Origin of the sequence: Microbacterium gawkjiense (assembly GCF_031932225.1) — a bacterium.
In the GTDB taxonomy this organism is placed as follows: domain Bacteria; phylum Actinomycetota; class Actinomycetes; order Actinomycetales; family Microbacteriaceae; genus Microbacterium; species Microbacterium gawkjiense.
On record NZ_JAUZVV010000002.1, the window covers coordinates 487,510 to 510,430 of the forward strand.

30 protein-coding genes are annotated in these 22,921 nt (G+C 69.8%); 6 read left to right on the forward strand and 24 right to left on the reverse strand.

Annotated elements, in window-relative coordinates:
- The first annotated feature begins 37 nt into the window (after positions 1 to 37).
- Complete coding sequence (locus Q9S71_RS10470) at positions 38 to 1,111, forward strand: AI-2E family transporter (RefSeq protein WP_311863241.1); 1,074 nt, start codon at positions 38 to 40, stop codon at positions 1,109 to 1,111.
- On the opposite strand, the gene Q9S71_RS10475 is transcribed toward Q9S71_RS10470, so the two are convergent.
- The 8 genes from Q9S71_RS10475 to rpsB form a co-directional block, all read right to left on the reverse strand.
- Positions 1,112 to 1,393: a hypothetical protein gene (locus tag Q9S71_RS10475; RefSeq protein WP_217532004.1), complete on the reverse strand. Its 282-nt coding sequence runs from the start codon at positions 1,391 to 1,393 to the stop codon at positions 1,112 to 1,114.
- A gap of 3 nt (positions 1,394 to 1,396) precedes the next feature.
- Positions 1,397 to 2,110: an aggregation-promoting factor C-terminal-like domain-containing protein gene (locus Q9S71_RS10480; protein ID WP_311862260.1), complete on the reverse strand. Its 714-nt coding sequence runs from the start codon at positions 2,108 to 2,110 to the stop codon at positions 1,397 to 1,399.
- A 42-nt stretch (positions 2,111 to 2,152) separates the two neighbouring features.
- On the reverse strand, positions 2,153 to 2,710 hold the full coding sequence (locus Q9S71_RS10485) for a DivIVA domain-containing protein (protein WP_253034405.1): 558 nt from the start codon (positions 2,708 to 2,710) through the stop codon (positions 2,153 to 2,155).
- Positions 2,707 to 3,738 carry a phosphatidate cytidylyltransferase gene (locus Q9S71_RS10490; RefSeq protein ID WP_311862262.1) on the reverse strand — a complete coding sequence of 344 codons (1,032 nt, stop codon included), beginning with the start codon at positions 3,736 to 3,738 and terminating at the stop codon, positions 2,707 to 2,709. Before Q9S71_RS10490 ends, Q9S71_RS10485 begins: the two co-directional genes overlap by 4 nt.
- A gap of 7 nt (positions 3,739 to 3,745) precedes the next feature.
- On the reverse strand, positions 3,746 to 4,300 hold the full coding sequence (frr, locus tag Q9S71_RS10495; RefSeq protein ID WP_217532011.1) for a ribosome recycling factor: 555 nt from the start codon (positions 4,298 to 4,300) through the stop codon (positions 3,746 to 3,748).
- A gap of 55 nt (positions 4,301 to 4,355) precedes the next feature.
- Positions 4,356 to 5,075: a UMP kinase gene (gene pyrH, locus Q9S71_RS10500; protein WP_064001971.1), complete on the reverse strand. Its 720-nt coding sequence runs from the start codon at positions 5,073 to 5,075 to the stop codon at positions 4,356 to 4,358.
- 87 nt (positions 5,076 to 5,162) lie between these two features.
- The gene (tsf, locus tag Q9S71_RS10505; protein ID WP_064001970.1) at positions 5,163 to 5,990 is read right to left on the reverse strand and encodes a translation elongation factor Ts; all 828 of its coding nucleotides are present in this window, start codon (positions 5,988 to 5,990) and stop codon (positions 5,163 to 5,165) included.
- A 78-nt stretch (positions 5,991 to 6,068) separates the two neighbouring features.
- Positions 6,069 to 6,947, reverse strand: a complete 879-nt coding sequence (rpsB, locus tag Q9S71_RS10510; RefSeq protein WP_311862264.1) for a 30S ribosomal protein S2 — start codon at positions 6,945 to 6,947, stop codon at positions 6,069 to 6,071.
- A 287-nt stretch (positions 6,948 to 7,234) separates the two neighbouring features.
- Here rpsB and Q9S71_RS10515 point away from each other — a divergent pair, with 287 nt between their 5' ends.
- Entirely contained in the window at positions 7,235 to 7,732 is a 498-nt protein-coding gene (locus Q9S71_RS10515) for a peptidoglycan DD-metalloendopeptidase family protein (RefSeq protein WP_311862265.1), read from the forward strand.
- An 18-nt stretch (positions 7,733 to 7,750) separates the two neighbouring features.
- Here Q9S71_RS10515 and Q9S71_RS10520 read toward each other — a convergent pair whose 3' ends face one another.
- From Q9S71_RS10520 to rpsP, 13 genes are all read right to left on the reverse strand, one after another.
- A complete protein-coding gene (locus tag Q9S71_RS10520; protein ID WP_311862266.1) occupies positions 7,751 to 8,650 on the reverse strand; it encodes a tyrosine recombinase XerC in 900 nt (299 codons plus the stop codon).
- A gap of 70 nt (positions 8,651 to 8,720) precedes the next feature.
- Positions 8,721 to 9,842 (reverse strand): DNA-processing protein DprA, encoded by a 1,122-nt coding sequence (dprA, locus tag Q9S71_RS10525; RefSeq protein WP_311862267.1) that lies wholly within the window; start codon positions 9,840 to 9,842, stop codon positions 8,721 to 8,723.
- Between the two features lie 41 nt (positions 9,843 to 9,883).
- Positions 9,884 to 11,410 (reverse strand): YifB family Mg chelatase-like AAA ATPase, encoded by a 1,527-nt coding sequence (locus Q9S71_RS10530; protein WP_311862268.1) that lies wholly within the window; start codon positions 11,408 to 11,410, stop codon positions 9,884 to 9,886.
- Complete coding sequence (locus tag Q9S71_RS10535) at positions 11,407 to 11,769, reverse strand: YraN family protein (protein ID WP_064001965.1); 363 nt, start codon at positions 11,767 to 11,769, stop codon at positions 11,407 to 11,409. The genes Q9S71_RS10530 and Q9S71_RS10535 overlap by 4 nt, the downstream gene beginning before the upstream one ends.
- 90 nt (positions 11,770 to 11,859) lie before the next feature.
- Entirely contained in the window at positions 11,860 to 12,183 is a 324-nt protein-coding gene (locus Q9S71_RS10540) for a DUF2469 family protein (RefSeq protein WP_036309185.1), read from the reverse strand.
- 39 nt (positions 12,184 to 12,222) lie between these two features.
- Positions 12,223 to 12,882: a ribonuclease HII gene (locus tag Q9S71_RS10545; RefSeq protein ID WP_311862269.1), complete on the reverse strand. Its 660-nt coding sequence runs from the start codon at positions 12,880 to 12,882 to the stop codon at positions 12,223 to 12,225.
- Entirely contained in the window at positions 12,882 to 13,619 is a 738-nt protein-coding gene (gene lepB, locus Q9S71_RS10550; protein WP_311862271.1) for a signal peptidase I, read from the reverse strand. Before lepB ends, Q9S71_RS10545 begins: the two co-directional genes overlap by 1 nt.
- Positions 13,620 to 13,753: 134 nt before the next feature.
- Positions 13,754 to 14,101, reverse strand: coding sequence for a 50S ribosomal protein L19 (rplS, locus tag Q9S71_RS10555; RefSeq protein ID WP_311862272.1), 348 nt, complete (start codon positions 14,099 to 14,101; stop codon positions 13,754 to 13,756).
- A gap of 173 nt (positions 14,102 to 14,274) precedes the next feature.
- Entirely contained in the window at positions 14,275 to 14,733 is a 459-nt protein-coding gene (locus Q9S71_RS10560) for an MFS transporter permease (RefSeq protein WP_311862273.1), read from the reverse strand.
- Positions 14,734 to 14,781: 48 nt separating this feature from the next.
- Positions 14,782 to 15,492, reverse strand: coding sequence for a tRNA (guanosine(37)-N1)-methyltransferase TrmD (trmD, locus tag Q9S71_RS10565; RefSeq protein WP_311862274.1), 711 nt, complete (start codon positions 15,490 to 15,492; stop codon positions 14,782 to 14,784).
- A 1-nt stretch (position 15,493) separates the two neighbouring features.
- The gene (gene rimM, locus Q9S71_RS10570) at positions 15,494 to 16,096 is read right to left on the reverse strand and encodes a ribosome maturation factor RimM (RefSeq protein WP_311862275.1); all 603 of its coding nucleotides are present in this window, start codon (positions 16,094 to 16,096) and stop codon (positions 15,494 to 15,496) included.
- Position 16,097: 1 nt separating this feature from the next.
- Complete coding sequence (locus Q9S71_RS10575; protein WP_253035186.1) at positions 16,098 to 16,328, reverse strand: RNA-binding protein; 231 nt, start codon at positions 16,326 to 16,328, stop codon at positions 16,098 to 16,100.
- Positions 16,329 to 16,332: 4 nt separating this feature from the next.
- Positions 16,333 to 16,746: a 30S ribosomal protein S16 gene (gene rpsP / locus Q9S71_RS10580; RefSeq protein WP_064001959.1), complete on the reverse strand. Its 414-nt coding sequence runs from the start codon at positions 16,744 to 16,746 to the stop codon at positions 16,333 to 16,335.
- 185 nt (positions 16,747 to 16,931) lie between these two features.
- Between rpsP and Q9S71_RS10585 the strand changes: the two genes are divergently transcribed.
- Positions 16,932 to 18,089 carry a glutamate--cysteine ligase gene (locus Q9S71_RS10585; RefSeq protein ID WP_311862276.1) on the forward strand — a complete coding sequence of 386 codons (1,158 nt, stop codon included), beginning with the start codon at positions 16,932 to 16,934 and terminating at the stop codon, positions 18,087 to 18,089.
- Between the two features lie 4 nt (positions 18,090 to 18,093).
- On the opposite strand, the gene ffh is transcribed toward Q9S71_RS10585, so the two are convergent.
- Both ffh and Q9S71_RS10595 read right to left on the reverse strand, forming a co-directional pair.
- Positions 18,094 to 19,644, reverse strand: a complete 1,551-nt coding sequence (gene ffh, locus Q9S71_RS10590; RefSeq protein WP_311862277.1) for a signal recognition particle protein — start codon at positions 19,642 to 19,644, stop codon at positions 18,094 to 18,096.
- 12 nt (positions 19,645 to 19,656) lie between these two features.
- Positions 19,657 to 20,235 carry a TetR/AcrR family transcriptional regulator gene (locus Q9S71_RS10595; protein WP_311862278.1) on the reverse strand — a complete coding sequence of 193 codons (579 nt, stop codon included), beginning with the start codon at positions 20,233 to 20,235 and terminating at the stop codon, positions 19,657 to 19,659.
- A 58-nt stretch (positions 20,236 to 20,293) separates the two neighbouring features.
- On the opposite strand from Q9S71_RS10595, the gene lipB reads away from it, so the two are divergent.
- The 3 genes from lipB (at position 20,294) to Q9S71_RS10610 (ending at position 22,392) form a co-directional block, all read left to right on the forward strand.
- Complete coding sequence (gene lipB / locus Q9S71_RS10600) at positions 20,294 to 20,935, forward strand: lipoyl(octanoyl) transferase LipB (protein ID WP_311862279.1); 642 nt, start codon at positions 20,294 to 20,296, stop codon at positions 20,933 to 20,935.
- Between the two features lie 29 nt (positions 20,936 to 20,964).
- The gene (gene lipA, locus Q9S71_RS10605) at positions 20,965 to 21,930 is read left to right on the forward strand and encodes a lipoyl synthase (RefSeq protein WP_311863244.1); all 966 of its coding nucleotides are present in this window, start codon (positions 20,965 to 20,967) and stop codon (positions 21,928 to 21,930) included.
- Between the two features lie 123 nt (positions 21,931 to 22,053).
- Positions 22,054 to 22,392 (forward strand): hypothetical protein, encoded by a 339-nt coding sequence (locus tag Q9S71_RS10610; protein ID WP_064001953.1) that lies wholly within the window; start codon positions 22,054 to 22,056, stop codon positions 22,390 to 22,392.
- Between the two features lie 21 nt (positions 22,393 to 22,413).
- Here Q9S71_RS10610 and Q9S71_RS10615 read toward each other — a convergent pair whose 3' ends face one another.
- A complete protein-coding gene (locus Q9S71_RS10615; protein ID WP_064001952.1) occupies positions 22,414 to 22,914 on the reverse strand; it encodes a DUF2004 domain-containing protein in 501 nt (166 codons plus the stop codon).
- Positions 22,915 to 22,921: the final 7 nt, after the last annotated feature.

Genomic DNA, 22,921 nt, shown 5'->3' on the forward strand with positions numbered 1-22,921 from the left:
GCGAACTAGGGTGAGGGAAGACCTGGGAGAGGGCACCGTGAAGATCCAGCATCCGTTCCGCACCGCGCTGATCGCCACCCTCGGCGTGGGCGTCGGCATCCTCATCCTCACCGGGGTGCAGACCCTGTCGACCGTCCTGCTCTACATCGGGACGGCCCTCTTCCTCGCCCTGGGACTCGACCCCGTCGTGTCGTTCTTCGAACGCCGCGGACTCCCCCGCTGGGGCGCGCTGCTGGCGACCTTCGCGGGCCTCCTCGCCATCGCGACGGCGCTCGTGCTCATCGTGGTCCCGGTCCTCGTCGACCAGATCGCCAAGCTCGTCCAGCAGATCCAGACACTGGTGGAGAGCGCGGTCGATCAGGAGTGGAACCCGGTCACGGTCGCGCGGGACTGGCTCACGCAGACATTCCCGCTGCTGCAGGTCGACATGGTCTTCAGCTACGTCAACCAATGGTGGAACGGGCTCGACTTCGCCGAGATCGGAGCCTCCCTGGGCACCGGACTGCTCTCCTTCGGTGCGGGGATCGTCGCGACGGCGACGGGGACCATCATCGTCCTCATCCTGACGATCTACTTCACCGCCTCGATGCGCTCCCTCAAGCGCTCCGTCTACCAACTGGCACCGGCCTCGAAGCGCGAGCGCTTCGTCGGGCTCTCCGAGCAGATCACGGCGTCCGTCGGCTACTACGTCATGGGGCAGGTCGTCCTCGGCGCGATCAACGGCATCCTGAGCGCCATCTTCCTCACCATCATCAAGGCGCCGTTCCCCGCAGTCCTGGCCGTGATCGCCTTCTTCTTCTCGTTGATCCCGCTGGTGGGGACCCTGACCGGATCCGCCATCATCGTGCTCGCCTGCCTGGGGCTCGCGTCGCCGTTGACCGCGCTCGTCGCCCTCGTCTGGTATCTCGTCTACATGCAGGTCGAGGCGTACTTCCTCTCCCCCAGGATCATGAGTCGGGCCGTCTCGGTACCCGGTGCCGTCGTCGTGATCGCCGCCCTCGCGGGTGGATCGCTCCTCGGCCTGCTGGGTGCGCTCATCGCCATCCCCGTGGCGGCGAGCGTTCTGATCATCTACCGCCAGGTGCTGATCCCCCGCCAGAACGAACTCTGATCAGGCGATCCGCCAGCACGCTGTGTGCCAGTGCCGCCTCGCGGCCAGGTCCGCGGCATCCCCGAGCACACCGTCGGCACGCCAGACGACGACGTGCGCCGTCCCGGCCGCCACGGTCCGTCCGCATCCCGGGCACACGTAGTCCTTCTGCGCCTGGACGGCGGACACCGGCTGCACCGTCCACTCGACACCGCGGCGCTGCTCCGTGCGCTTCCAGCCCGCGAGGAGACGGTCGAACGACGCGTCCGGACCGCTGGGCTTGCGCCGATTCGACCGGGGCACGGCTCAGTACCAGCCCGAGCGCTGCGACTTCCCCCAGGCGCCGCACGGGGTGCCGTAGCGACCCTGGATGTATTTCAAGCCCCACGTGATCTGGGTCGCAGGGTTCGTCTCCCAGTCGGATCCGACCGAGGACATCTTGCGGCCCGGGGTGGCCTGCGGGATGCCGTAGGCACCGCTCGAGGCGTTGTAGGCGTTCACCCGCCAGCCGGATTCCTTCTTCCAGAGCGCGACGAGGCAGGCGAACTCCGAATCCCCCCAGCCGCGAGCGGTCACCATGTCGTACGCGATGGCCTGCGCACTGCCGGGATTCGGCGAGACGAACGGCGGCTGCCAGGAGGAGGACGACCGCTTCGACGAGGACGACCCGGCCGGGGGAGGCGGAGTAGGCGTCGGGGTGGGCTTCACGTAGACGGTGTACTCACTCGCCCGCTCGAGCTCGACGGTCGGAGCGTCACCGGCCTGGTAGCGCTGCGCGTCCTCGACCGCCGACGCGTAGAGCGAGAGCGGGTCGAGTTGCGTCGCTTCGGCAGGGTCGGGGAACGAGACGAGCGGAACGAGCGTCGCGGCGACGAATCCCGCGGTGGCGACCACAGAGAAGACAGCCAGTACACCCCGGCGACGCGACCAGCGCGACGGCGGAGCCGCGCGCCCGGAGCGCCGGACGGTCTGCGTCGCGACGCCGGCGCGCGATGGGAGGATCTCGTTGCCGGAAGTCACAGTCTCCCGATCATATCGGCGACGCACGGCACCCGCCACGCATCAACCGACGGACTGCATGACGTCGACGACGGCGTCGAGGACGGCGTCGACCTGCGCCTCGTCGTAACCGCGGAGCTGCATGCGGAAGGCGACCGAACGGACCTGTTCGATCGTCAGCCCCTCCCCGGATTCGAGGTAGCGCGCGATCCGACCCGCGACGAGATCCACCTCGTCGACCCGGTACCCGAAACGGAGCGGGGAAACCCGACGGAAGCGGTGTCGCGGCTTCCGAGAGAGGCGGTCGAGGATCTCCTGCGCCAGCGCACGGGACGCCCCCACCCAGGCGCGGGCGCCCCGCTGATTCATCGCCGTCACGCGCTCCCGCTGCGCGAAGGCATCCTCGATGCGGGCGAGGGCCGCGTCGACCGCGTCGATCGCATACCCCTCGCTCACCAGCGGGAACGCGGCGGCGCGGACGTCGGCGGAGGTGAGGTCGGTGTCGTCGGCCTCGAAAGCGGCGCGCGCGGAGGCGAGGAACTCGTCGACCGCGCGGGGGGCGTAGCCCTTGCGACGCCCCGAGGTCTTCGGGAAGGCGGCGGGAGAGGTGAGCTCGGTCATGACAGTCCGCTCAGGGGGCTCAGGAGGATGTACAGGGCGAGACCCGGGACGAGCGACGGCAGGATCGAGTCGAGGCGATCGAGTACTCCGCCGTGACCGGGCAGGAAGGAGCTCATGTCCTTGATGCCGAGGTCCCGCTTGATGAGCGATTCGCCGAGATCGCCGATCGTCGCCGACACGAGGATCGCGAGCCCGAGGACCGCACCCGCCCACAGCGGCAGCTGCAGCATCAGCACGGCGAGCAGTCCGCCGGCGACCAGACTCGCGACGACGGCACCCGCGAAGCCCTCCCACGTCTTGTTGGGGCTGATCCGCGGGGCCATGGGATGCCGCCCGAAAGCGACCCCGCTCGCATAGGCCCCCGTGTCTACCGAGACCGCGATGACGAGGACGGCCAGCAACCACAGCTCACCGTGCTCCTGGCGCAGGATCACGAGCGCCAGGCTGCCGTGGAAGACGACGTACAGCTGGACGAGGGCGCCCGCGAGGACGTCGGTGACGACGTCACCGTAGCGACGACCGTCGCCGGCGGCCATCTGCGCGATGAGGCGCCACACGATCACGAGGACGACGGCGGCGAACAACACGAACCACTGCGTGAGGTAGCCGACGAAGGCGGCGCCCAGCACCAGCGCGCCGGCGGTCAGCTGCGCGGGGACGTCGATCCGCCGGCCCGATGCCTGCAAGGCCCGCGAGAACTCGAACGCCCCGAGGAGACAGAGCGGCACCGCGAACGCGATGAACGCCCACTTCCAGAAGAGGAGCGATCCCAGCACGATCGCGCCGATGCCGAGGCCGATGAGGGTCGCCATGATCAGGTTGCGACCCGATCGCGCGTTGATGCGCTCGTTGGCCTCTTCGAACTCGACCCGGGCACGCTCGATCTGACTCTCGAACTCGCTGCGCGCCGCGCGGACGTGCGACTGGAACGAGGACGGGTCGCCCGTCGCCTGACCGGCCCGCTTCAGCTCGGATCTGCTCGGCGGCGTCTCCGGTCCGACCGCGCTCCCCGGTGCGTCTTCGGACATGGCGCTCTCAGACCTCGAGGAGTTCTGCCTCTTTGCGCTTCAACGCCTCGTCGATGAGCTCGACGTGCGTCTTGGTCACCGCGTCGAGCTCCTTCTCGGCCCGAGCGAGGTCGTCGTCGCTCACCTCGCCCTTCAGGGCGTCCAGCTCGTCCTTGGACTTGCGGCGGATGCCGCGCACGTGGACCTTCGCGTCCTCCGCCTTGCTCTTGACGAGCTTGACGTACTCCTTGCGACGGTCCGCGGTGAGCTCGGGCATCGTCACGCGGACGATGTTGCCGTCATTCGTCGGGTTCGCCCCGAGGTTCGGCATGTCGCGGATCGCCTGCTCGATCGCCTTCAGCGCGGACTTGTCGTACGGCGTGATCACGAGGGTGCGCGCCTCGGGAGCGTTGAGCGACGCGAGCTGCGCGAGCGGCGTCGGCGTGCCGTAGTACTCGACCTGGACTTTCTGGAAGAGCTGCGGGTTCGCCCGTCCGGTGCGGACGGTCGCGAAGTCCTCCTTGGCGGCCTCCACGGCGCGGTCCATGCGGGTCTTCGTGTCGGCCAGGATGTCGGCGATCACGGTCTCTCCATTCGTCGGTACGTCCGGTTAAGTCTAGTCGGCAGCGTCCCCTGCCTCAGACGCTGACGAGGGTGCCGATCGATTCGCCGAGGAGCGCGCGGGTCACGTTGCCGCCGGGCTCCATGCCGAACACGCGCATGTCCATGCCGTTGTCCATGCAAAGGCTGAACGCGGTCGAGTCGACGACCTTCAGCCCGCGCTGCAGTGCGTCACGGTAGGTGATCGTGTCGAGCTTCTCGGCCGAGGCATCCGTCCTCGGGTCGGCCGTGTAGACGCCGTCCACGCCGTTCTTCGCCACGAGCACCTCGACGGCGCCGATCTCGAGCGCACGCTGCGCCGCGACGGTGTCGGTGGAGAAGTACGGCAGGCCGGCACCGGCGCCGAAGATGACGACGCGCCCCTTCTCGAGGTGACGCTCCGCCCGCCGCGGGATGTAGGGCTCCGCGACCTGGGTCATCGAGATGGCGGACTGGACACGGGTCGCCGCACCCGCCTGTTCGAGGAAGTCCTGAAGGGCGAGCGCGTTCATGACGGTGCCGAGCATGCCCATGTAGTCGGCACGCCCGCGGTCCATCCCGCGCTGACTGAGTTCGGCGCCGCGGAAGAAGTTGCCGCCGCCGACGACGACGGCGACCTCGACCCGGTCGACCGCTGCGGCGATCTCCTGTGCGATCTGGCTGACGACATCGGGGTTGACCCCCAGCTGTCCTGCGCCGAACGCTTCGCCGGACAGTTTCAGAAGGACGCGACGGCGTCCGGTGTTCTCGTCGATCACGCGGGGATCCTCTCATCTAGGGGGAGACTATCGAACGGCATGGAAAAGGGGTTCGCATCATCCGATGCGAACCCCTTTCTCATGTGCTTACGCGCCGACCTTGAAGCGGGCGAAGCCGGTGACCGTGATCCCGGCGTCGGCCGCGACCTTCGCGACGGACAGCTTGTTGTCCTTGGCGTAGTCCTGGTCGAGCAGGGCGACCTGCTTGAAGAACGCGTTGACGCGGCCCTCGACGATCTTCGGGAGCGCAGCCTCGGGCTTGCCCTCGTTGCGGGAGATCTCGGTGACGATCTCGCGCTCCTTCTCGACATCCGCCTCGGGCACCTCGTCGCGCGACAGGTACGTCGGGTTCGCGAACGAGATGTGCTGCGCGATCGAGCGAGCCGTCTCGGCGTCATCACCCGAGTAGGCGACGACGACGCCGACCTGCGGGGGCAGGTCCTTGCTGGTCTTGTGCAGGTACACCTGGAAGGCGTCCCCGGACAGCGTGCGCACGCGACGCAGCTCGACCTTCTCGCCGATGATGGCGGCCTCGTCCGAGATGAGGTCGGCGACGGTCTTGCCGCCGGCGTCGGCCGCGAGGGCTTCCTCGGCGGAGTCGGCACCGGCCGCGGCAGCGGCGTCGAGGACCTTCTCCGACAGCGCGATGAAGCGCTCGTTCTTCGCGACGAAGTCGGTCTCGGTGTTCAGCTCGATGAGCGTGACCTTGCCGTCCTGCTCCTTCGCGGCGACGAGTCCCTCGCTCGTGGAGCGGTCGGCACGCTTCGCGTTGCCCTTCGCGCCCTTGAGACGCAGGATCTCGACAGCCTTCTCGAGGTCGCCGTCGGCCTCCTCGAGCGCCTTCTTCGTGTCGACCATTCCCGTGCCGAGCTGCTCGCGCAGCGCCTTGATGTCGGCGATGGTGAAGTTTGCCATGGGTGGCGGCTCCTCAGTAGTTGGGTGGGTGTTTCCAGGCGCCTGTGCCCCGCGGATGGCGGGGCACAGGCGGGATGATCACTCGGCGGACTTCGCCTCGGCGGTCCCGTCGGCGGCGGGAGCCTCAGCGGCCTCCTCCGCGGCGGGGGCCTCGTCAGCGGGCGCCTCGGCGGCGGGGGCCTCGGTCTGCTTGGCCGGAGCGGACTCGAGCAGCTCGCGCTCCCAGTCGGCCAGCGGCTCGGCCTCGGCCGACTCGTCGGTCGGGTTGTGGCGCTGGATGAGGCCCTCGGCAGCGGCGTCGGCGATGATGCGCGTCAGCAGGCTGACCGAGCGGATCGCGTCGTCGTTGCCCGGGATCGGGAACTGGAACTCGTCGGGGTCGGCGTTCGTGTCGAGGATGCCGATCACGGGGATGCCGAGCTTCTTGGCCTCGTCGATGGCGAGGTGCTCGCGCTTGGCGTCGACGACCCAGATCGCCGACGGGGTCTTCTGCAGGTTGCGGATACCACCGAGCGACTTGTGGAGCTTGTCGAGCTCGCGCTTCTTGAGGAGGAGCTCCTTCTTCGTGAAGCCGCTCTCGGCCGGGTTCTCGAAGTCGAGCTCCTCGAGCTCCTTCATGCGCGCGAGGCGCTTGGAGACCGTCGAGAAGTTGGTGAGGAGACCACCGAGCCACCGCTGGTTGACGAAGGGCTGACCGACACGCGTGGCCTGCTCGGCGATGATCTCCTGCGCCTGCTTCTTGGTGCCGACGAAGAGGATCGTGCCGCCGTGGGCGACCGTCTCGCGCACGTACTCGTACGCCTTGTCGATGTACCCGAGCGACTGCTGCAGGTCGATGATGTGGATGCCGCTGCGCTCCGTGAGGATGAAGCGCTTGACCTTCGGGTTCCACCGACGGGTCTGGTGTCCGAAGTGAACGCCGCTGTCGAGCAGCTGGCGGATGGTGACGACGGCCATGGCCGTTCTCCTGTTCGTTGTGGTTGATCGCGCCGGACGATGGTCGCGGCGAGCCTGGTGCCCGGCACGCACCCGCTCCCGGAGGAGACCGTTGGGTGGGATGCCGCGATGTCGATCGACGGTGTCGGATCGAGCCGCTGTGGGCACGCGTAGTCACCCCGACGGACGGGGTGCCCCACCAGCATAGCAAGAACGAGACCTCCTCCCCCGCCGCCGCCCGCCACGATCCATCCCCCGTCGCCGAGCGGGACGCCCGTGCCGGCCACGTCGCGGAGCACCATCGGGTCATGCCCTCGATCCGCCGCGTGACCCTGGCTCTGGTGGCTGCCGCCACCCTCGTCCTGCTGACACCTCTGCGCGTCGACGCGGTCCCCGACGGCGGGCCGGACTGGCGACTGCCGGCGGAGGGTGCGAGCGTGGTCGCCCCGTTCGAAGCCCCCGCCCACGACTACGGCGCGGGCCACCGGGGAATCGACATCGGACCCATGGCGGGTCCCGTCGTCGCACCGGCGGCGGGGGTGGTCGCCTTCGCGGGAACGGTCGTCGACCGCGGTGTCGTCACGATCGACCACGGCGGCGGGTGGGTCACGAGCGTCGAGCCGATCGCGCCCTCCGTCGCCGTGGGCGTCATGGTGGACGCCGGCGATCCGATCGGCACCGTGTCCACGGGAGGCCACGCGCCCGCGGGGACGCTTCACGTCGGCGTCCGGCTGGACGGGGAGTACGTCAACCCGCTCCTGCTGCTCGGGCGGGTGCCGAGAGCGATCCTGCTGCCGTGTTGCTGACCTGGAGGTCCGGGTGTCTCAGGCCCGGGGGTGGGCCAGTCGATACGCGGCTGTGAGCCGTTCGGTCGAGACGTGCGTGTAGATCTGCGTCGTGCCGAGACTCGCGTGTCCGAGCATCTCCTGGACGGCCCGGAGGTCCGCGCCCCCGTCGAGCAGGTGCGTCGCCGCCGAATGCCGCAGGGCGTGGGGACCGACGGCATCCGCGCCGATCACGGGGCCGAGCGTGCGACGGACGACCTCGTAGGCCGTGCGGACACCGAGACGGCCGCCGCGGGCTCCGAGGAACAAGGCGGTGATCCCGGGGTCGGTCAGAAGAGCGGGTCGCCCGCGGACCAACCACGCATCGACGGCTCGGGCCGCTGGAGCGCCGTAGGGGACCACTCGCTCCTTTCCGCCTTTGCCGAGGACGCGGACGGTCGCCGCTGCGCGGTCGAGCGACCCGAGGTCGAGCCCGCAGGCCTCCGACACGCGGAGGGCGGCGCCGTAGAGGAGCTCCAGCAGTGCCGCATCCCGCAGCGCGACGGGGTCTCCTGTTCCATCGGCGTCGACGCGCTGCGCTTCCAGCACGGTGTCGAGCTCCGCCGCGGCGGCGACGGTCGGAAGGGTGCGACCGCGCTTGGGCGTCACGAGGCGGAGTGTCGGGTCGTCTTCCCGCATCCGCTCGGCGGACAGCCACCCGAAGAACCCGCGCATCGAGGCGGTGCGCCGCGCGAGGCTCGCGCGGGAGATGCCGCGCTGCGTGGCGGACCAGAGCCACTCGCGCAGGTCCTCGACGTCGAGGTCGGCGACCGCCGGGTCGTCCGCGAAGGCCACGAGGTCGGCGAGGTCGGCCCGGTAGGCGCGGACCGTGGCCGGCGACAGCCGCCGCACCCTGGCCAGATGCTCCGTGTAAAGCTCGACCGCCTCCGACATCCGCATCCTCCCAGGATGCCTCGCCCCTCGCCCTTCCGGCGCGAGGCGTGCGGGGAGGCCTCTGCCCGACGGATGGTCACCGCGCCGCCGGGGCGCGGCGCCACCCCTCCGGTCCGCGCTGCGCGCGGCCGTCGAGCTCGAGCAGCGCCAGCAGGCCCCTGGCCTCGCCGGCGGCGAATCCGGCGCGACGGGCGACGTCGTCCGGGGTCCGCGGGCTGCGGGCGCTCAGGGCGTCCAGGATCCTCGTCGCATCATCGACCCGTTCGGAGGACGCGTCGACCCGGGGGCTGTCGAGTCCCAGGAGCTCGCGGGCCTCGTCGGCGGAGGTCACGCACCGCGCGTCGTACTCGCGGAGCAGTCGATGGCACCCTGCCGATGCGGCGCTCGTCACAGGTCCCGGGACGGCGCCCAGGGGTCTCCCGAGCGCGGCGGCATGCCCCGCGGTGTTGAGCGAGCCGCTGCGCCACCCCGCTTCGATGACGACCGTCGCTCCCGACAACGCCGCGATCAGCCTGTTCCGCTGGAGGAAGCGCCATTTCGTCGGCGCGGTCCCACAGGGCACCTCGGCGACCACGACACCCGGACCCGAGGCGATCCGCGCGAGGAGGTCCGCATGGCCCGACGGATAGGCACGGTCGACACCGCCGGCGAGGACGGCCACCGTCACGCCGCCGGCTGCGAGCGAGGCACGGTGGGCCATGCCGTCGATGCCGTAGGCCCCGCCGGAGACGACGCAGACGCCCGCGCGCACCAGATGCGTGGCGAACTCCCCCGTCACGTGCTCGCCGTACCCGGTGGCGGCCCGCGCACCGACGAGGGCCAGAGCCGGACGCGCACCGCTCAACGCCGTGGTGTCACCGCGTGCCCACAGGGCGCGCGGTGCGTGGACGCCGAGATCGTCGACCGCCCGCGGCCACCCGTGACCGCCGGGGACCAGGAGCTGGGCGCCCACCCGCCGTGCGCGATCGAACGCATCCTCGACGGAGTCCCGCCGCGCATGCCACCGCCGTCTTCCCGCCTCGAGCTCCGCCGAGGTCGGCCCGCCGCTCGCCCACGCGACGTGGAGCGCAGCGACCGCGCCGAGTTCCGCGATGAGGGATCCCGCGACGCCGTCACCGGGTTCCGTCAGGCACGACCAGACGGCGCAGGCGTGATGGTGGGCGACGGCATCCTCGTCCGCGAGGACGTCTTCCGGCACAAGACCGGCCAATCGCTCGCGCTGCCGAGCGAGGCTCACGGTCAGCACGACGATGCCCCGCGCTTCAGGAACAGGGCTCCGCCGATGTCGGCCGCGTCCGGGCGCTCTCTGCCGGCGAGGTCCGCAAGGGTCCACGCGACGCGCAGCACGCGGTCGTACCCGCGCAGCGTCAGCGATCCCCGGTGCAGGGCGTCGTCGAGCGGCCTGGTGATCTCGGGCGCGGGGCGCAGAGGTCCCGATCTCAGCCACGTGCCGTCGACCTCGCCGTTGGTCGTCCACGGTGTGCCGGCGAGCCGTCGTCGTGCGCGGTCGCGTGCCGCCCGGACGCGCTCACGGGCGGCGGCGCTCGTGACACCGGCGCCCACCGTCTGCGTCGCCGACACCCGCTGGAGACCGAGCTCGATGTCGATGCGGTCGATCAACGGACCGGAGAGCCTGCCGAGGTAGCGGCGGATGGCCAGCGACGGGCACGAGCAGACGCCCCCGGGGATCCCGTAGTTGCCGCAGGGGCAGGGGTTCGTCGCGACCACCAGTTGGAAGCGAGCCGGGAGCACGGCGCGGAACCCCACTCGGTGTATCTCGATGCGACCGGACTCGAGCGGCTGCCGGAGGGCGTCGAGCGCGTGGCCGCTGAACTCCCCGGCCTCGTCGAGGAAGAGCACTCCGCCGCTCGCCCTCGCGATCGCCCCCGGCTGGAGGATGCGGCTGCCGCCCCCGACGAGCGCGACGGCGGATGCGGTGTGGTGCGGCGCCTCGAAGGGCGGTCGCCGTCGGAGGGTGGTGACGGGCAGACCTGCGAGCGATCGGATCGATGCGACCTGCAACGCCGTCTCGTCATCCAGGTCCGGGAGGAGCCCGGGCAGCCTGCGGGCGAGCATCGTCTTGCCCGCCCCGGGCGGACCGCTCATGAGGACGTGGTGTCCGCCCGCCGCGGCGACGATGAGCGCCTCGACCGCATCGCTCTGCCCGATGACGTCCGCGAGATCGGGGACCGACTCCTCCTCCGCCGGCGCGCTCTCGGGGGCCGACACGGGTTCGGCGACGACATCGGGGACGTCGAGGCCGTGAGCGCGGGCGACATCACGCAGGCTGACCGCGCCGCGGACCTCGATCCCGTCGACCAACTCCGCCTCGGAGAGGTTCGCGTGCGGCACGATGACGCGACGGAACCCTGCGCGAGCGGCCGCCAGGACCGCGGGCAGCACGCCGGAGACCGGGCGCAGACGACCGTCGAGCCCGAGCTCCCCCAGGTGGACGGTCTCGGCCAGCGACTGCCGGTCGAGTGGGGCCTCCGTCGCCACCGCGGCGATCGCGACAGCGACGTCCAGCGCGGATCCGCGCTTCGGGAGGTTCGCCGGTGACAGATTGACCGTCACGTGTCGCCGCGGGAGCGGGAGGTCGCTGTTCGCGCACGCGTTGTGCACGCGCTGCTGCGCCTCCCCGATCGCCTTGTCTGCCAATCCGATGATGGAGAAGCCCGGCACCTGGTTCGACAGATCGGCCTCCACCTCGACGATGTCGCCGACCAGCCCGGTGAGGACGACCGACCACGTGCGCCCCAGGCTCATCTCAGGTCCTCGAGGTGCTCCACCACGGCCGACTCCGGGTCGGGTCCCGTAATGCCGATGACATCGAGTCGCAGTCGGCGTCCCCGAGCCGCCTCGGGGTGTGCCACGATCCACGCGGCGGCCAGCCGCCACAGGCGATCCCGCTTGCGGGCGTCGACGGCGGCGAACGGATGCCCGAACCACTCCCCCCGGCGGGTCTTCACCTCGACGACCACGAGATCGGCCCCGTGCGCCGCGACGATGTCGATCTCCCCGCCGTGGGTACGCCAGTTCCGGTCGAGGATCCGATACCCGCCGGCACGCAGATGCCGCTCGGCGCGCTCCTCACCGGCCCGTCCGAGGTCGTCTTTCGCTGCCATGCGACCAGCGTGGCCCGCGCGTCCCGACGAACGGGGTCGTCGACCAACCCCGGTGGACGGACGCGGAGGGACGACTCCTGGGGAGGAGGCTCAGCCGTCGAGCGAGAGCTCCTCCGGCAGCTGGAAGTCGCGCCGCTGGAGTTCCTCGACGTTCACGTCCTTGAAGGTGAGCACCCGCACGGACTTCACGAACCGGTCGGCGCGGTAGATGTCCCACACCCACACGTCGTTCATCGAGATCTCGAAGTAGAAGTCGTGCTCGGTGTCGCGGCGGACGACGTTGACCTCGTTGGCGAGGTAGAACCGGCGCTCGGTCTCGATCACGTACTGGAACTGACCGACGACGTCGCGGTACTCCTTGTACAGGGCCAGCTCGAGTTCGCGGTCGTAGTCCTCGAAGACTTCGTCATCCATGGTGACTCCATCCTAGGCGGGCGGCGAACGGCCCCGGACCTAGAACAGGGTCGGGGCGGCCGCGATCGACCACGACGCACGGTGGTGTCCGGAAAGACCGTGCTCCTCGATGGCCGCGCGGTGTTCCGCGCTCGCGTACCCCTTGTTGCGGGCCCATCCGTAGACCGGCGCCTCGGCGTCCAGCTCGCTCATGTGCTCGTCCCGCGCCACCTTCGCGATGACGGATGCCGCCGACGCCGACGCGCAGTCACGGTCGGCCTTGATGATGGGCAGGACGCCGCGACCCACCGGCGCGACCGGGGTGATGTAGTCGTGGTTCCCGTCGAGGACCACCAGGGCATCGCCGATGTCGACACCCTGCACGCGGAGCTCTTCGATGGCGCGCGCGGCGGCAAGGCCCAGGGCCCGGATGATCCCGACCTCGTCCACTTCCGCCGCCGACGCCCACCCCACCGCGTGGGCGGGCACCCAGGCCCGGACGCGTTCCGCCATCCCCGCTCGGCGCGTTTCGACGATGAGCTTCGAGTCGCGCAGTCCCTCCGGCACGCGACGCCGGCTGAACGCGGCATCCGCGGCGACCGCGCCGACCGCGACGGGCCCCGCCAGCGCGCCCCGGCCGACCTCGTCGCACGCGATCACGAGGGGATGCTCCCGGAGCAGTCGACGCTCGAGCGACAGCGTCGGCGCGACCACGGCCATCACGGCGCCGGCACCCCGCGGAACACGTCGTGGTGCGAATCGATGAGACCGAACCGGTCGAACGGCCACGTGATGAGGAACGCCCGCCCGACGATGTTGTCCATCGGAACGAACCCCTGCCCCGGCTGCTCCTGCTGGTACCGCGAGTCCTGCGAGTTGTCGCGGTTGTCGCCGAGCACCCAGATCGAGCCCTCCGGCACCGTGACGTCGTAGTCGAACTCGTCGGGAGCCGACTGGGACGGACCGAGGTCCAGGTAGGGCGTCTCGTCGATGGGCACGTCGTTGACGGTGACCTGCCCGAGCGCGTTGCAGCACACCACGTGATCGCCGGGCAGACCGATGATGCGTTTGATGAGGTGGTCGTCGCTGTCGGATGCCGTGAGACCGACGAGGGATCCCAGCCAGTCCAGCGCCGCCGCCAACGGAGGCTGCGCCGGCTCGTACGTCGTCGGGAGCCACCCGCCGGGGTCTCGGAAGACGACGACGTCGCCGCGTTCGTACCCGTTGAACCGCGGCGTCAACTCGTCGACGAGGATGCGGTCGCCCTTCAACAGCGTGCGCTCCATCGAGCCGGACGGGATGTAGAACGACCGCACCAGGAAGGTCTTGACGAGGAAGGACACGAGGACGGCCACCAGGAGGATCACCAGGACGTCCCGGATGAACGGCCACGGTCCGCGTCGGGGACGGGAATCGGAGTCGCTGCCGAGCGTCGGGGACGGGGAATCGGTGGTCATGCTGTCCTTCACCGGTGCCGGGGTTCGGCGACCATCCACCAGCGTCGCACATCATGTGGACGCCGAGCACCGAAACACCCGGGAACGACGGATGCCCCGGGACTCGGTCCCGGGGCATCCAGTGGAGAACGCGATCAGTTGTCGCGCTTCTCCTTGATCTTGGCCTTCTTGCCACGCAGCTCGCGCAGGTAGTAGAGCTTCGCGCGACGCACGTCACCGCGGGTGATGACCTCGATGTGGTCGATCACCGGGCTGTGCACCGGGAAGGTGCGCTCGACGCCCACCTGGAAGCTGATCTTGCGGACCGTGAAGGTCTCACGGACGCCGTCACCGGAGCGGCCGATGACGACACCCTGGAACACCTGGATGCGCGAACGGTTGCCTTCGGTGATGTTGACGTGCACCTTCACGGTGTCGCCGGCGTTGAAGACGGGGATGTCGGAGCGCAGCGAGGCTGCGTCGACGGAGTCGAGGATCTGCATGATCGTCACTTCCTGCGACCGCCTCAGGTCGACCGCGAGAGTAAGAGGAGAAAAGGATGTGGCGCCCGTCGGAGCCGACTGGGCTCCGAACTCCCCCGAGGCAGAGAACTGTCAGGGCACAAAGGGTCATTCTGCCATGGATGCCGACGGCCGCCAAACCGCGGCGCGCGGCCTCACACGAGCGGGTCGCGCTTCTCCTCGACGACGACCACGCTCTCGGGCGTCCGAGCGGGCGCGGTGTACCTGCGCAGGATGACGGAGGGCCGTGTCTCCTGGAACAGCTGTCGCAGCGACAGCCAGAACACGCCGAGGAAGACGACGGTCGCCGCGAAGAGGAGAGGCCAGAACCACGCCTCCGAGAAGAAGCCCACGGCGATGGTCAGGACGTGCCAGAGACCGACGCCGCCGACGTCCCACCAGGAGACCGCGCGCGTGTGCCGGACCGTGCCGCGGGAACGGATCAGGAGCGTCAGGGCGAGCTGGCCGATGAGGACGGAGGGGATCGCGACGACCAGCACCCAGGCGAGCGCCCAGCCACCGGCATCCGACACGATCCATCCGATGATCAGCCACAGGGGCAGGATGACCGCGCTCGGCAGGAGCCAGAAGAAGAATCCACGACGCAGGGGCATCCTCCGATGCTACGCCGCCGGGCAGCCGCGGCGACCTCCGCCAGCTGATCACTCGCTGAGGAGGTCCGGGCGCCGTAGGCGGGTCCGCTCCACCTGCTGATCCCGCCGCCACTGCGCGACCCGCCCGTGGTGTCCGCTGAGCAAGACGTCGGGAACGTCGTAGCCGCGCCACGATGCCGGCTTCGTGTAGGAGGGGTACTCGAGGAGGCCGTCCTCGTGCGACTCCTCGACGAGGCTCTCCGGGTTGCCGACGACGCCCGGGACGAGGCGTCCGACGGCCTCGATCATGGCCATCGCCGCGACCTCGCCGCCGTTCAGGACGTAGTCCCCCAGGCTCACGAGCCGCACGCGGCCGATGGTCGCGGCGTAGGCGAAGACGCGCTCGTCGATGCCTTCGTACCGCCCGCACCCGAAGACGATGTGCGATTCGGCGCTCCACTCGCGCGCCACGGACTGGGTGAAGCGCTCCCCCGCCGGCGACGGGAAGACGAAGAGCGGTCCGGATGCCGCATCCGTCACCCTCTCGTGGGAGCCGGCGACGATCGCGTCGAGGGCCTGCGCCCACGGCTCGGGCTTCATGACCATCCCGGCGCCGCCGCCATAGGGCGTGTCGTCGACGGTGCGGTGCCGGTCGGTCGTGTGATCGCGGAGGTCGTGGACACGGATGTCGAGCAGTCCCGCGCCCCGAGCGCGCCCCAGCAGCGACACTTCGAGGACGTCGAAGAAGGCGGGGAAGATCGTGACGACGTCGATGCGCACGTCAGGACCCGGCGTCGGCCTCGTCGCCGGCCTCCGGACGAGGCTCGTCGTCACCGGGGAGGTCTTCGAACAACCCGGCGGGCGGAGTGACGACGAGACGACCGGCGCTCATGTCCACTTCGGGAACGATGGCCTTGACGAAGGGAACGAGCACCTCGCGGTCGTCCGCGGCCAGCTGGACACCCAGCAGATCCTGCGCCGGGAAGTGGTCGACCCGCGTCACGCGTCCGACGACCTCACCGTCGCGCACGACGTCGAGCCCCACCAGCTGGTGGTCGTACCAGGCGTCGTCCTCGACGACCGGCGCAGCGGCATCCTGGTCGATCCACAGGATGGCGCGGACGATGGATTCCGCGGCGGTGCGGTCGTCGATCCCGTCCAGGAAGACGACCGGGTGCGAGTTCATCCACTTGAACTCGCGGACCGTCACCGTCTTTCCGTGCCAGGGCGAGGACTCCGGCACTTGCAGGGTGAACTCCGCACCCCGGACGAACCGTCCGTCGGGATCGTCGGTGTAGAGCTCGAGTTTGAGGGCGCCCTTCAGACCGTGCGCCTTGACGAGGCGCCCGACGCGGAGCTGCGTGCGAGCCGACTTCGCCGACACGTCAGTCGTCCGCGACGTCGACGCGGACGCGCGTACCGTCGGCCAGAGCGGAGATGAGGGTACGCAGGGCTTTCGCCGTGCGTCCGCCGCGCCCGATCACACGACCCCGGTCGTCGGGGTGCACACGCACCTCCAGCACCTCGCCGCGGGGCGACGAGCTGGAGGCGATGGTGACGTCGTCCGGGTGATCGACGATCCCCTTGACGATGTGTTCGAGCGCGGCGGCCAGCAAGGTCTTACTCGGACTCGGTCGCGTCGTCGGCGGCCTCGGCGTCGGCGGCGGGCGCCTCGGCCTTCTTCTCCGCCTTCGGCTTGATGACCGACTTCTTGGACGAGTCGAGCTCGAACGGCGCCTTGGGCTCCGCCGTCTTCACGGTGGAGACGGCGTCCTTGTCGCCCTTGAACTTGCCCCAGTCGCCCGTGAGCTTGAGGATGGCGGCGACCTGCTCGGTCGGCTGCGCACCGACGGAGAGCCAGTACTGCGCGCGCTCCGAGTCGACCTCGATGAACGAGGGCTGCTCGGTCGGGTGGTACTTGCCGATCTCCTCGATCACGCGGCCGTCGCGCTTGGTGCGCGAGTCGGCGACGACGATGCGGTAGTACGGCGCACGGATCTTGCCCATGCGCTTCAGACGGATCTTGACAGCCACAATTCTCCTGAATGGTGTTGCGAGTGATGATGAACGTCGCCTGGAGCGTGGGGTGCACACCCGGCGGGAGCTCTGCGGTGGACCTCCGAGCCGGATAGAGGGTCGGGCAAGGCGGTCCAACCGTCCATTCTGCCAGATGCGGAGGGATGCCGCGAACCGCCGGACGCGCGTGACACACTGGCCCCATGACGGTGACCTTCGCCACATCCGCTCGTTCGACCGTCGGGATCGAGTGGGAGATCATGCTGGCCGACCGGACCACCGGCGATCTGGTCCCGGAGGCGCCCGCGATCCTCGACCAGATCGAGGAGCAGACCCGTCACGAGCGTCACACCGTCACCGGTGAACTGCTCACCAACACGATCGAGGTCACCAGCGGCGTGGGCGACACGGTGGCCGCAGCCGTGGACGACATCGCCGATGCGATCGCCCTGGTCCGCACCGTCACCGATCCCCGCGACATCGAGCTCCTGTGCGCGGGCAGTCACCCGTTCGCCCGGTGGTACGACCAGCAGGTGACCGACAAGACCCGGTACCACAAGCTCATCGAGCGCACCCAGTGGTGGGGGCGCAACATGATGATCTGGGGCATCCACGTGCACGTCGGGGTCGAAGACGTCGCGAAGGTCTTCCCGATGATCAACGCGCTCTCCGCCTACCTCCCCCATCTGCAGGCCCTGTCCGCTTCCAGCCCGTTCTGGGCAGGCGACCGCACGGGCTACGCATCCAACCGCGCCCTCGTCTTCCAGCAGCTCCCGACCGCGGGGCTGCCCTGGCCTCTCGAGTCCTGGGCGGAGTACGAGGCCTACCTCGCGGACATGGAGCGGACCGGCGTCATGGCGGACTCCACCGAGGTCCGCTGGGACATCCGACCGGCGCCGCGGTGGGGCACGATCGAGATCCGCGCCTGCGACGGGATGTCGACGCTCCCCGAGCTCGCCGCCGTCGCCGCCCTGGTCCAGGTGCTGGCCGAGCATTTCTCGCGCATGATCGACGAGGGTCGCCCGCTCCCCACCATCCAGCCGTGGTTCGTCCGCGAGAACAAGTGGCGGGCAGCACGCTACGGACTGGATGCCGACGTCATCGTCGACCGCGCCGGCCGGCAGCGTCCCGTCGCCGACCATCTGCGCGAGGTGACCGAGGCCCTCGCGCCGCTCGCCGCGGAGCTCCACTGCGCGAAGGAGTTCGCGGGGGTCACGCAGATCCTCGACCAGGGCGCCAGCTACGCGCGTCAGACCCGCGTGGCCGATGCCGCCGACGGAGACCTGCGCGAGGTGGTCCAGCACCTCATCCGCGAGTTCCGGGGCGGCCCCACACTGCGCGAGGTCGTCTCGGTCGGCTGAGCTCTCAGCCCTTGCCGAAGAGCTTCTGGATCTCGGCCAGGTCCGCCTCGCTCGGCTGCGGCGCGCCGCCGAGACCGAAGCCCGAGCCCGAGGGTGCGGTGTTCGCCGCCGCGAGGCCCGCGTTCTCGGCCGCGCGCTTGGCGGGGTTGCCCGACCTCGACCCCCCGCTGCTCTTCTGCTTCTTGCCGCGCTTGCTCGATGCGCCCGGCTTACCGCCGATCGCACCCATCCCGGGCATGGAGGGCACCCCGCCCCGCGCCACGGTCTTCATCATCTTGGCGGCCTGATCGAAGCGCTGTACGAGCTGGTTGACGTCGGTGACCGTCATCCCCGAGCCGCGCGCGATGCGGAGTCGCCGCGATCCGTTCAGGACCTTGGGGTTCCGGCGCTCGCCGGGGGTCATGGACCGGATGATCGCCTCGGTGCGGTCGATCTCGCGCTCGTCGAAGCTCTCGATCTGCTGCTTCATCTGGCCCATGCCGGGCAGCATCCCCAGCATCTTCTTCATCGAGCCCATCTTGCGGACCTGCTGGAGCTGCTCGAGGAAGTCCTCGAGGGTGAACTGCTCGGTCGCGAGCTTCTGCGCGACGCGCTGCGCTTCCTCCTCGTCGAATGCCTGCTGCGCCTGCTCGATGAGGGTGAGGATGTCACCGAGGTCGAGGATGCGGCTCGCCATCCGGTCGGGGTGGAAAGCCTCCAGGTCGTCGAGGCCTTCACCGGTCGACGCGAAGATGATGGGGCGGCCGGTGACCGACGCCACCGACAGCGCCGCACCGCCGCGGGCGTCGCCGTCCAGCTTCGACAGCACGACGCCGGTGAAGTCGACGCCGTCCTGGAACGCCTTCGCCGTGTTCACGGCGTCCTGTCCGATCATCGCGTCGATGACGAAGAGGACCTCGTCGGGATCGGTCGCCTTGCGGATGTTCGCGGCCTGCTTCATCAGCTCCGCGTCCACGCCCAGGCGTCCCGCGGTGTCGATGATGACGGTGTCGTACTGCTGGCGGCGCGCGTACTCGACGCCGTCACGGGCGACCTTCACCGGGTCGCCGACCCCGTTGCCGGGCTCGGGCGCGTAGATGGCGGCACCTGCGCGCTCGGCCACCACGGTCAGCTGGTTGACGGCGTTCGGACGCTGCAGGTCGCAGGCGACCAGGAGCGGAGTGTGACCGTCCTTCTCGAGCTGCTTCGCCAGCTTCCCGGCGAACGTCGTCTTACCGGAGCCCTGCAGGCCGGCGAGCATGATGACGGTGGGGGGCTGTTTCGCGAACTGCAGTCGCCGCTGCTGGCCGCCCAGGATGGCGACGAGCTCCTCGTTCACGATCTGGACGACCTGCTGCGCCGGGTTGAGGGCGCGGTTCACCTCGTCACCGAGGGCGCGCTCGCGAACCTTGCCGGTGAAGTCCTTGACGACCTGGAGCGCCACGTCGGCGTCGAGGAGGGCGCGACGGATCTCGCGCACGGTCCCGTCGATGTCGGCGGGCGAGAGCTTGCCCTTCGTGCGGAGGTTGCGGAAGGTCTCGGTGAGACGATCGGAGAGCGTGCCGAAGGTAGCCATGATGGCTCGAGTTTAGTCGAGTCCCGTCGTCGCGCCGGCGAGGGACGGAAGCGTGGCCGCGGCCACCGCCAGAGCGCGGGCGAGTTCGTCAGGCAAAGACGATCTGCCGGCGCCCGAGCGGGCCCACCCTTCGATGGCGATCATGACGGCCGCAGCGTGGGCGGCACCCGCGATCTCGGCGGCGACGGGTGGTGCCCCGAGCGCGGACCAGGATGCCGAAAGAGCCCGGGCGATCCGCGCCTGACGGACGGCGGCTCCCCGCTCGATCTCGTCCTGCACGCCCATCGCCTCGGCGTGGACGAGCGCGAGGGCAAGGCTGTCCGGCGCGAAGCCGTCGCAGAGCTCGATGAGCCCGGCGACGGGTTCGGACAGCGGCACCCGTGCGCGCAACCGGTCGATCCGACGGTCGAGCGAGGACCACAGGATCGCTTCCTTCGACTCGAAGTAGTTGAAGAAGCTGGATCTGCTCACGCCCGCGCGGACGGCGACGTCGGTGACCGATGTGGCGTCGTACCCGCGCTCGAGGAAGAGCTCGCACGCCGCCTCGGAAAGCACCTCCCGAGAGGATGCGCGTGGTCGGCCGGTCGTCATGCGAGGAGCCTATCGTCGCGTATTGTTGCACGCAGTCCAACAAACAGGAGATGGCCTCGTGATCGAGATCCGCACCGTAGGGATGGCCCCCGACCTCGTCCCGTATCGGCAGGGCTGGGACCTCCAGCGCACCCTGCACGCCGACATCGTCGCGGGCACCCGCCCCGACACGCTGCTCCTCCTCGAACACGAAGCCGTCTACACGGCGGGCGCGCGTACGGCACGGCACGAGCGGCCGGTCGACGGAACGCCCGTCGTGGACGTCGACCGCGGCGGCAAGATCACCTGGCACGGTCCCGGACAACTCGTGGGCTACCCGCTCGTCCGACTTCCGGAACCCGTCGACGTCGTCGCGCACGTCCGCCGGCTGGAGGACCTGCTCATCGAGGTCATCCGGACCGTCGGTGTCGCGGGTGAGCGCGTCGACGGACGCAGTGGCGTCTGGGTCGAACGGGCGGGGTCGCTCGAGAAGGTGGCGGCGATCGGGGTCCGGGTGCAGCGCGGAGTCACGATGCACGGCTTCGCGCTGAACTGCGACAACTCCCTCGAACCGTTCCGCAGCATCATCCCCTGCGGGATCGCGGATGCCGGGGTGACGACCGTCAGCCAGGTCACCGGTCGTGACATCTCCCCCGTGGACGTCCTCCCCGCCGTCGTCGCGGCGTTCACACGTGAGCACGGAGCGGAGGTCGCCGCGTGAGCGCGAACACCGCACCCGAAGGCCGCCGGATGCTCCGATTGGAGGTCCGCAACGCCGAGACCCCGATCGAGCGCAAGCCGGAATGGATCCGCACGAAGGCGAAGATGGGTCCCGAGTACCGGGAGCTGCAGGGACTCGTCAAGGACGAGGGACTCCACACCGTCTGTCAGGAGGCCGGTTGCCCGAACATCTTCGAGTGCTGGGAGGACCGGGAGGCCACGTTCCTCATCGGCGGCTCGCAGTGCACGAGGCGGTGCGACTTCTGCCAGATCGACACGGGCAAACCGGCCGACTACGACACCGACGAGCCACGCCGTGTCGCCGAGAGCGTCACCCGCATGCGCCTGCGGTATGCGACCGTGACGTGCGTCGCGCGCGACGACCTGCCCGACGGCGGCGCGTGGCTCAATGCGGAGACCGTCCGCCGCATCCACGCCGACAACCCCGGTACGGGTGTGGAGCTCCTCGCCACGGACTTCAACGGTGACCCTGAGCTCCTGGACGTCGTGTTCGCGTCGCGCCCCGAGGTCTTCGCGCACAACGTCGAGACCGTGCCCCGCATCTTCAAGCGGATCCGACCGGCGTTCCGGTACGAGAGGTCGCTCGGCGTCCTCACCCGCGCACGGGACGCAGGAATCATCACGAAGTCGAATCTGATCCTCGGGATGGGTGAGGAACGCGACGAGGTGGAGGACGCACTGCGCGACCTGCATGCCGCCGGTACCGACATCATCACCCTCACGCAGTACCTCCGCCCCACGCCGCGTCACCTTCCCGTGGCGCGGTGGGTCACGCCGCAGGAGTTCGTCGAACTGCGCGAGCTCGCCGAGTCCATCGGGTTCCTCGGGGTCCTGGCCGGGCCGCTCGTGCGCTCGTCGTACCGCGCCGGGCGGCTCTGGGCGCGCTCGATGCGGTCGAAGGGTCGCGAGATCCCGGCGGCGCTGGCGCACCTCGCCGACGAGGCCGACGCCGAGGGATTCGCCCAGGCGGTCTGACGCCTCCTCCCCAGGTCGGGCGCGGCCGCATCCCTCCCCCACCTGGCACGGACGGGATCGCGCGCGGCGCGACGCTTCTTACTTTCGGGATGCCGGACGCACCGGCCTCACCGAAGGAGACACATGCGTACTTCACTTCCGCTCGCGACCGCTCTCGGCGCGGCCATGGCGCTCGCCGCCCTGCTCCCCCACACGGCCTCCGCGCCGACCACGCACGATGTGCCCGAGCCCGCGCCTGACACCGTGGTGTCCGTGACCGGTGACGCCGCGAACGGGTTCGAGATCGGGTACTACGACGGATCCGCCGAGTACCCCCCGACCGACTCCGAAGCACTCGCCGAGTGCAGTGAATACGACACCCGCGTCGAGCGGGTGCGATGCCGCACCGAGGTGAAGACCTGGTACCGGGATCTCGCTACCCTGCGGGACGCGATCGACTGGGCGCACGCGTCGCGCGGCTGACCGCCCGGTGACGCAGACCGTTCAGTCGGCGCTGGTCACCGACTGGACGGCGCCCGAGACGTCGAGGTTGACCAGGAGGACGTCGTCGGTCGAGTCAGGGTCGAGGGCGTACTCCAGCACCGCGAAAGGGTCCTTGCCCCCGTGCTCGTCGGCGAGGATCGTCATGCTCATCAGCTGCAGGGAGCGGATGACGTCCATGTGGGTGTCACCCGAGACGTCGACGAGCAGGTCCTCGATGTCCTCGCCCAGCATCTCCTGCTGCTGGAGAATGAACTCCGTGACCTCGCTCGTGCGATCGTCCAGCTCGGAGACCATCGCGTTCCGGGCACGCAGATCGATGGTCTCCAACGCCGCGATCATGGCGGCCGCGACGTCGAGGGCGTCGATCGAGACGTCGTCCTGGTCGGGCGCGGTGAGGTCGACGGTCACCCGCTGATCACCGAAGTCCACGACCTCCGACCAGAAGATCGACCCGTCGGGTCCGGACTCGAGAAGTCCGAAGTAGTCGTGCTCGATCGCCATGCATCAA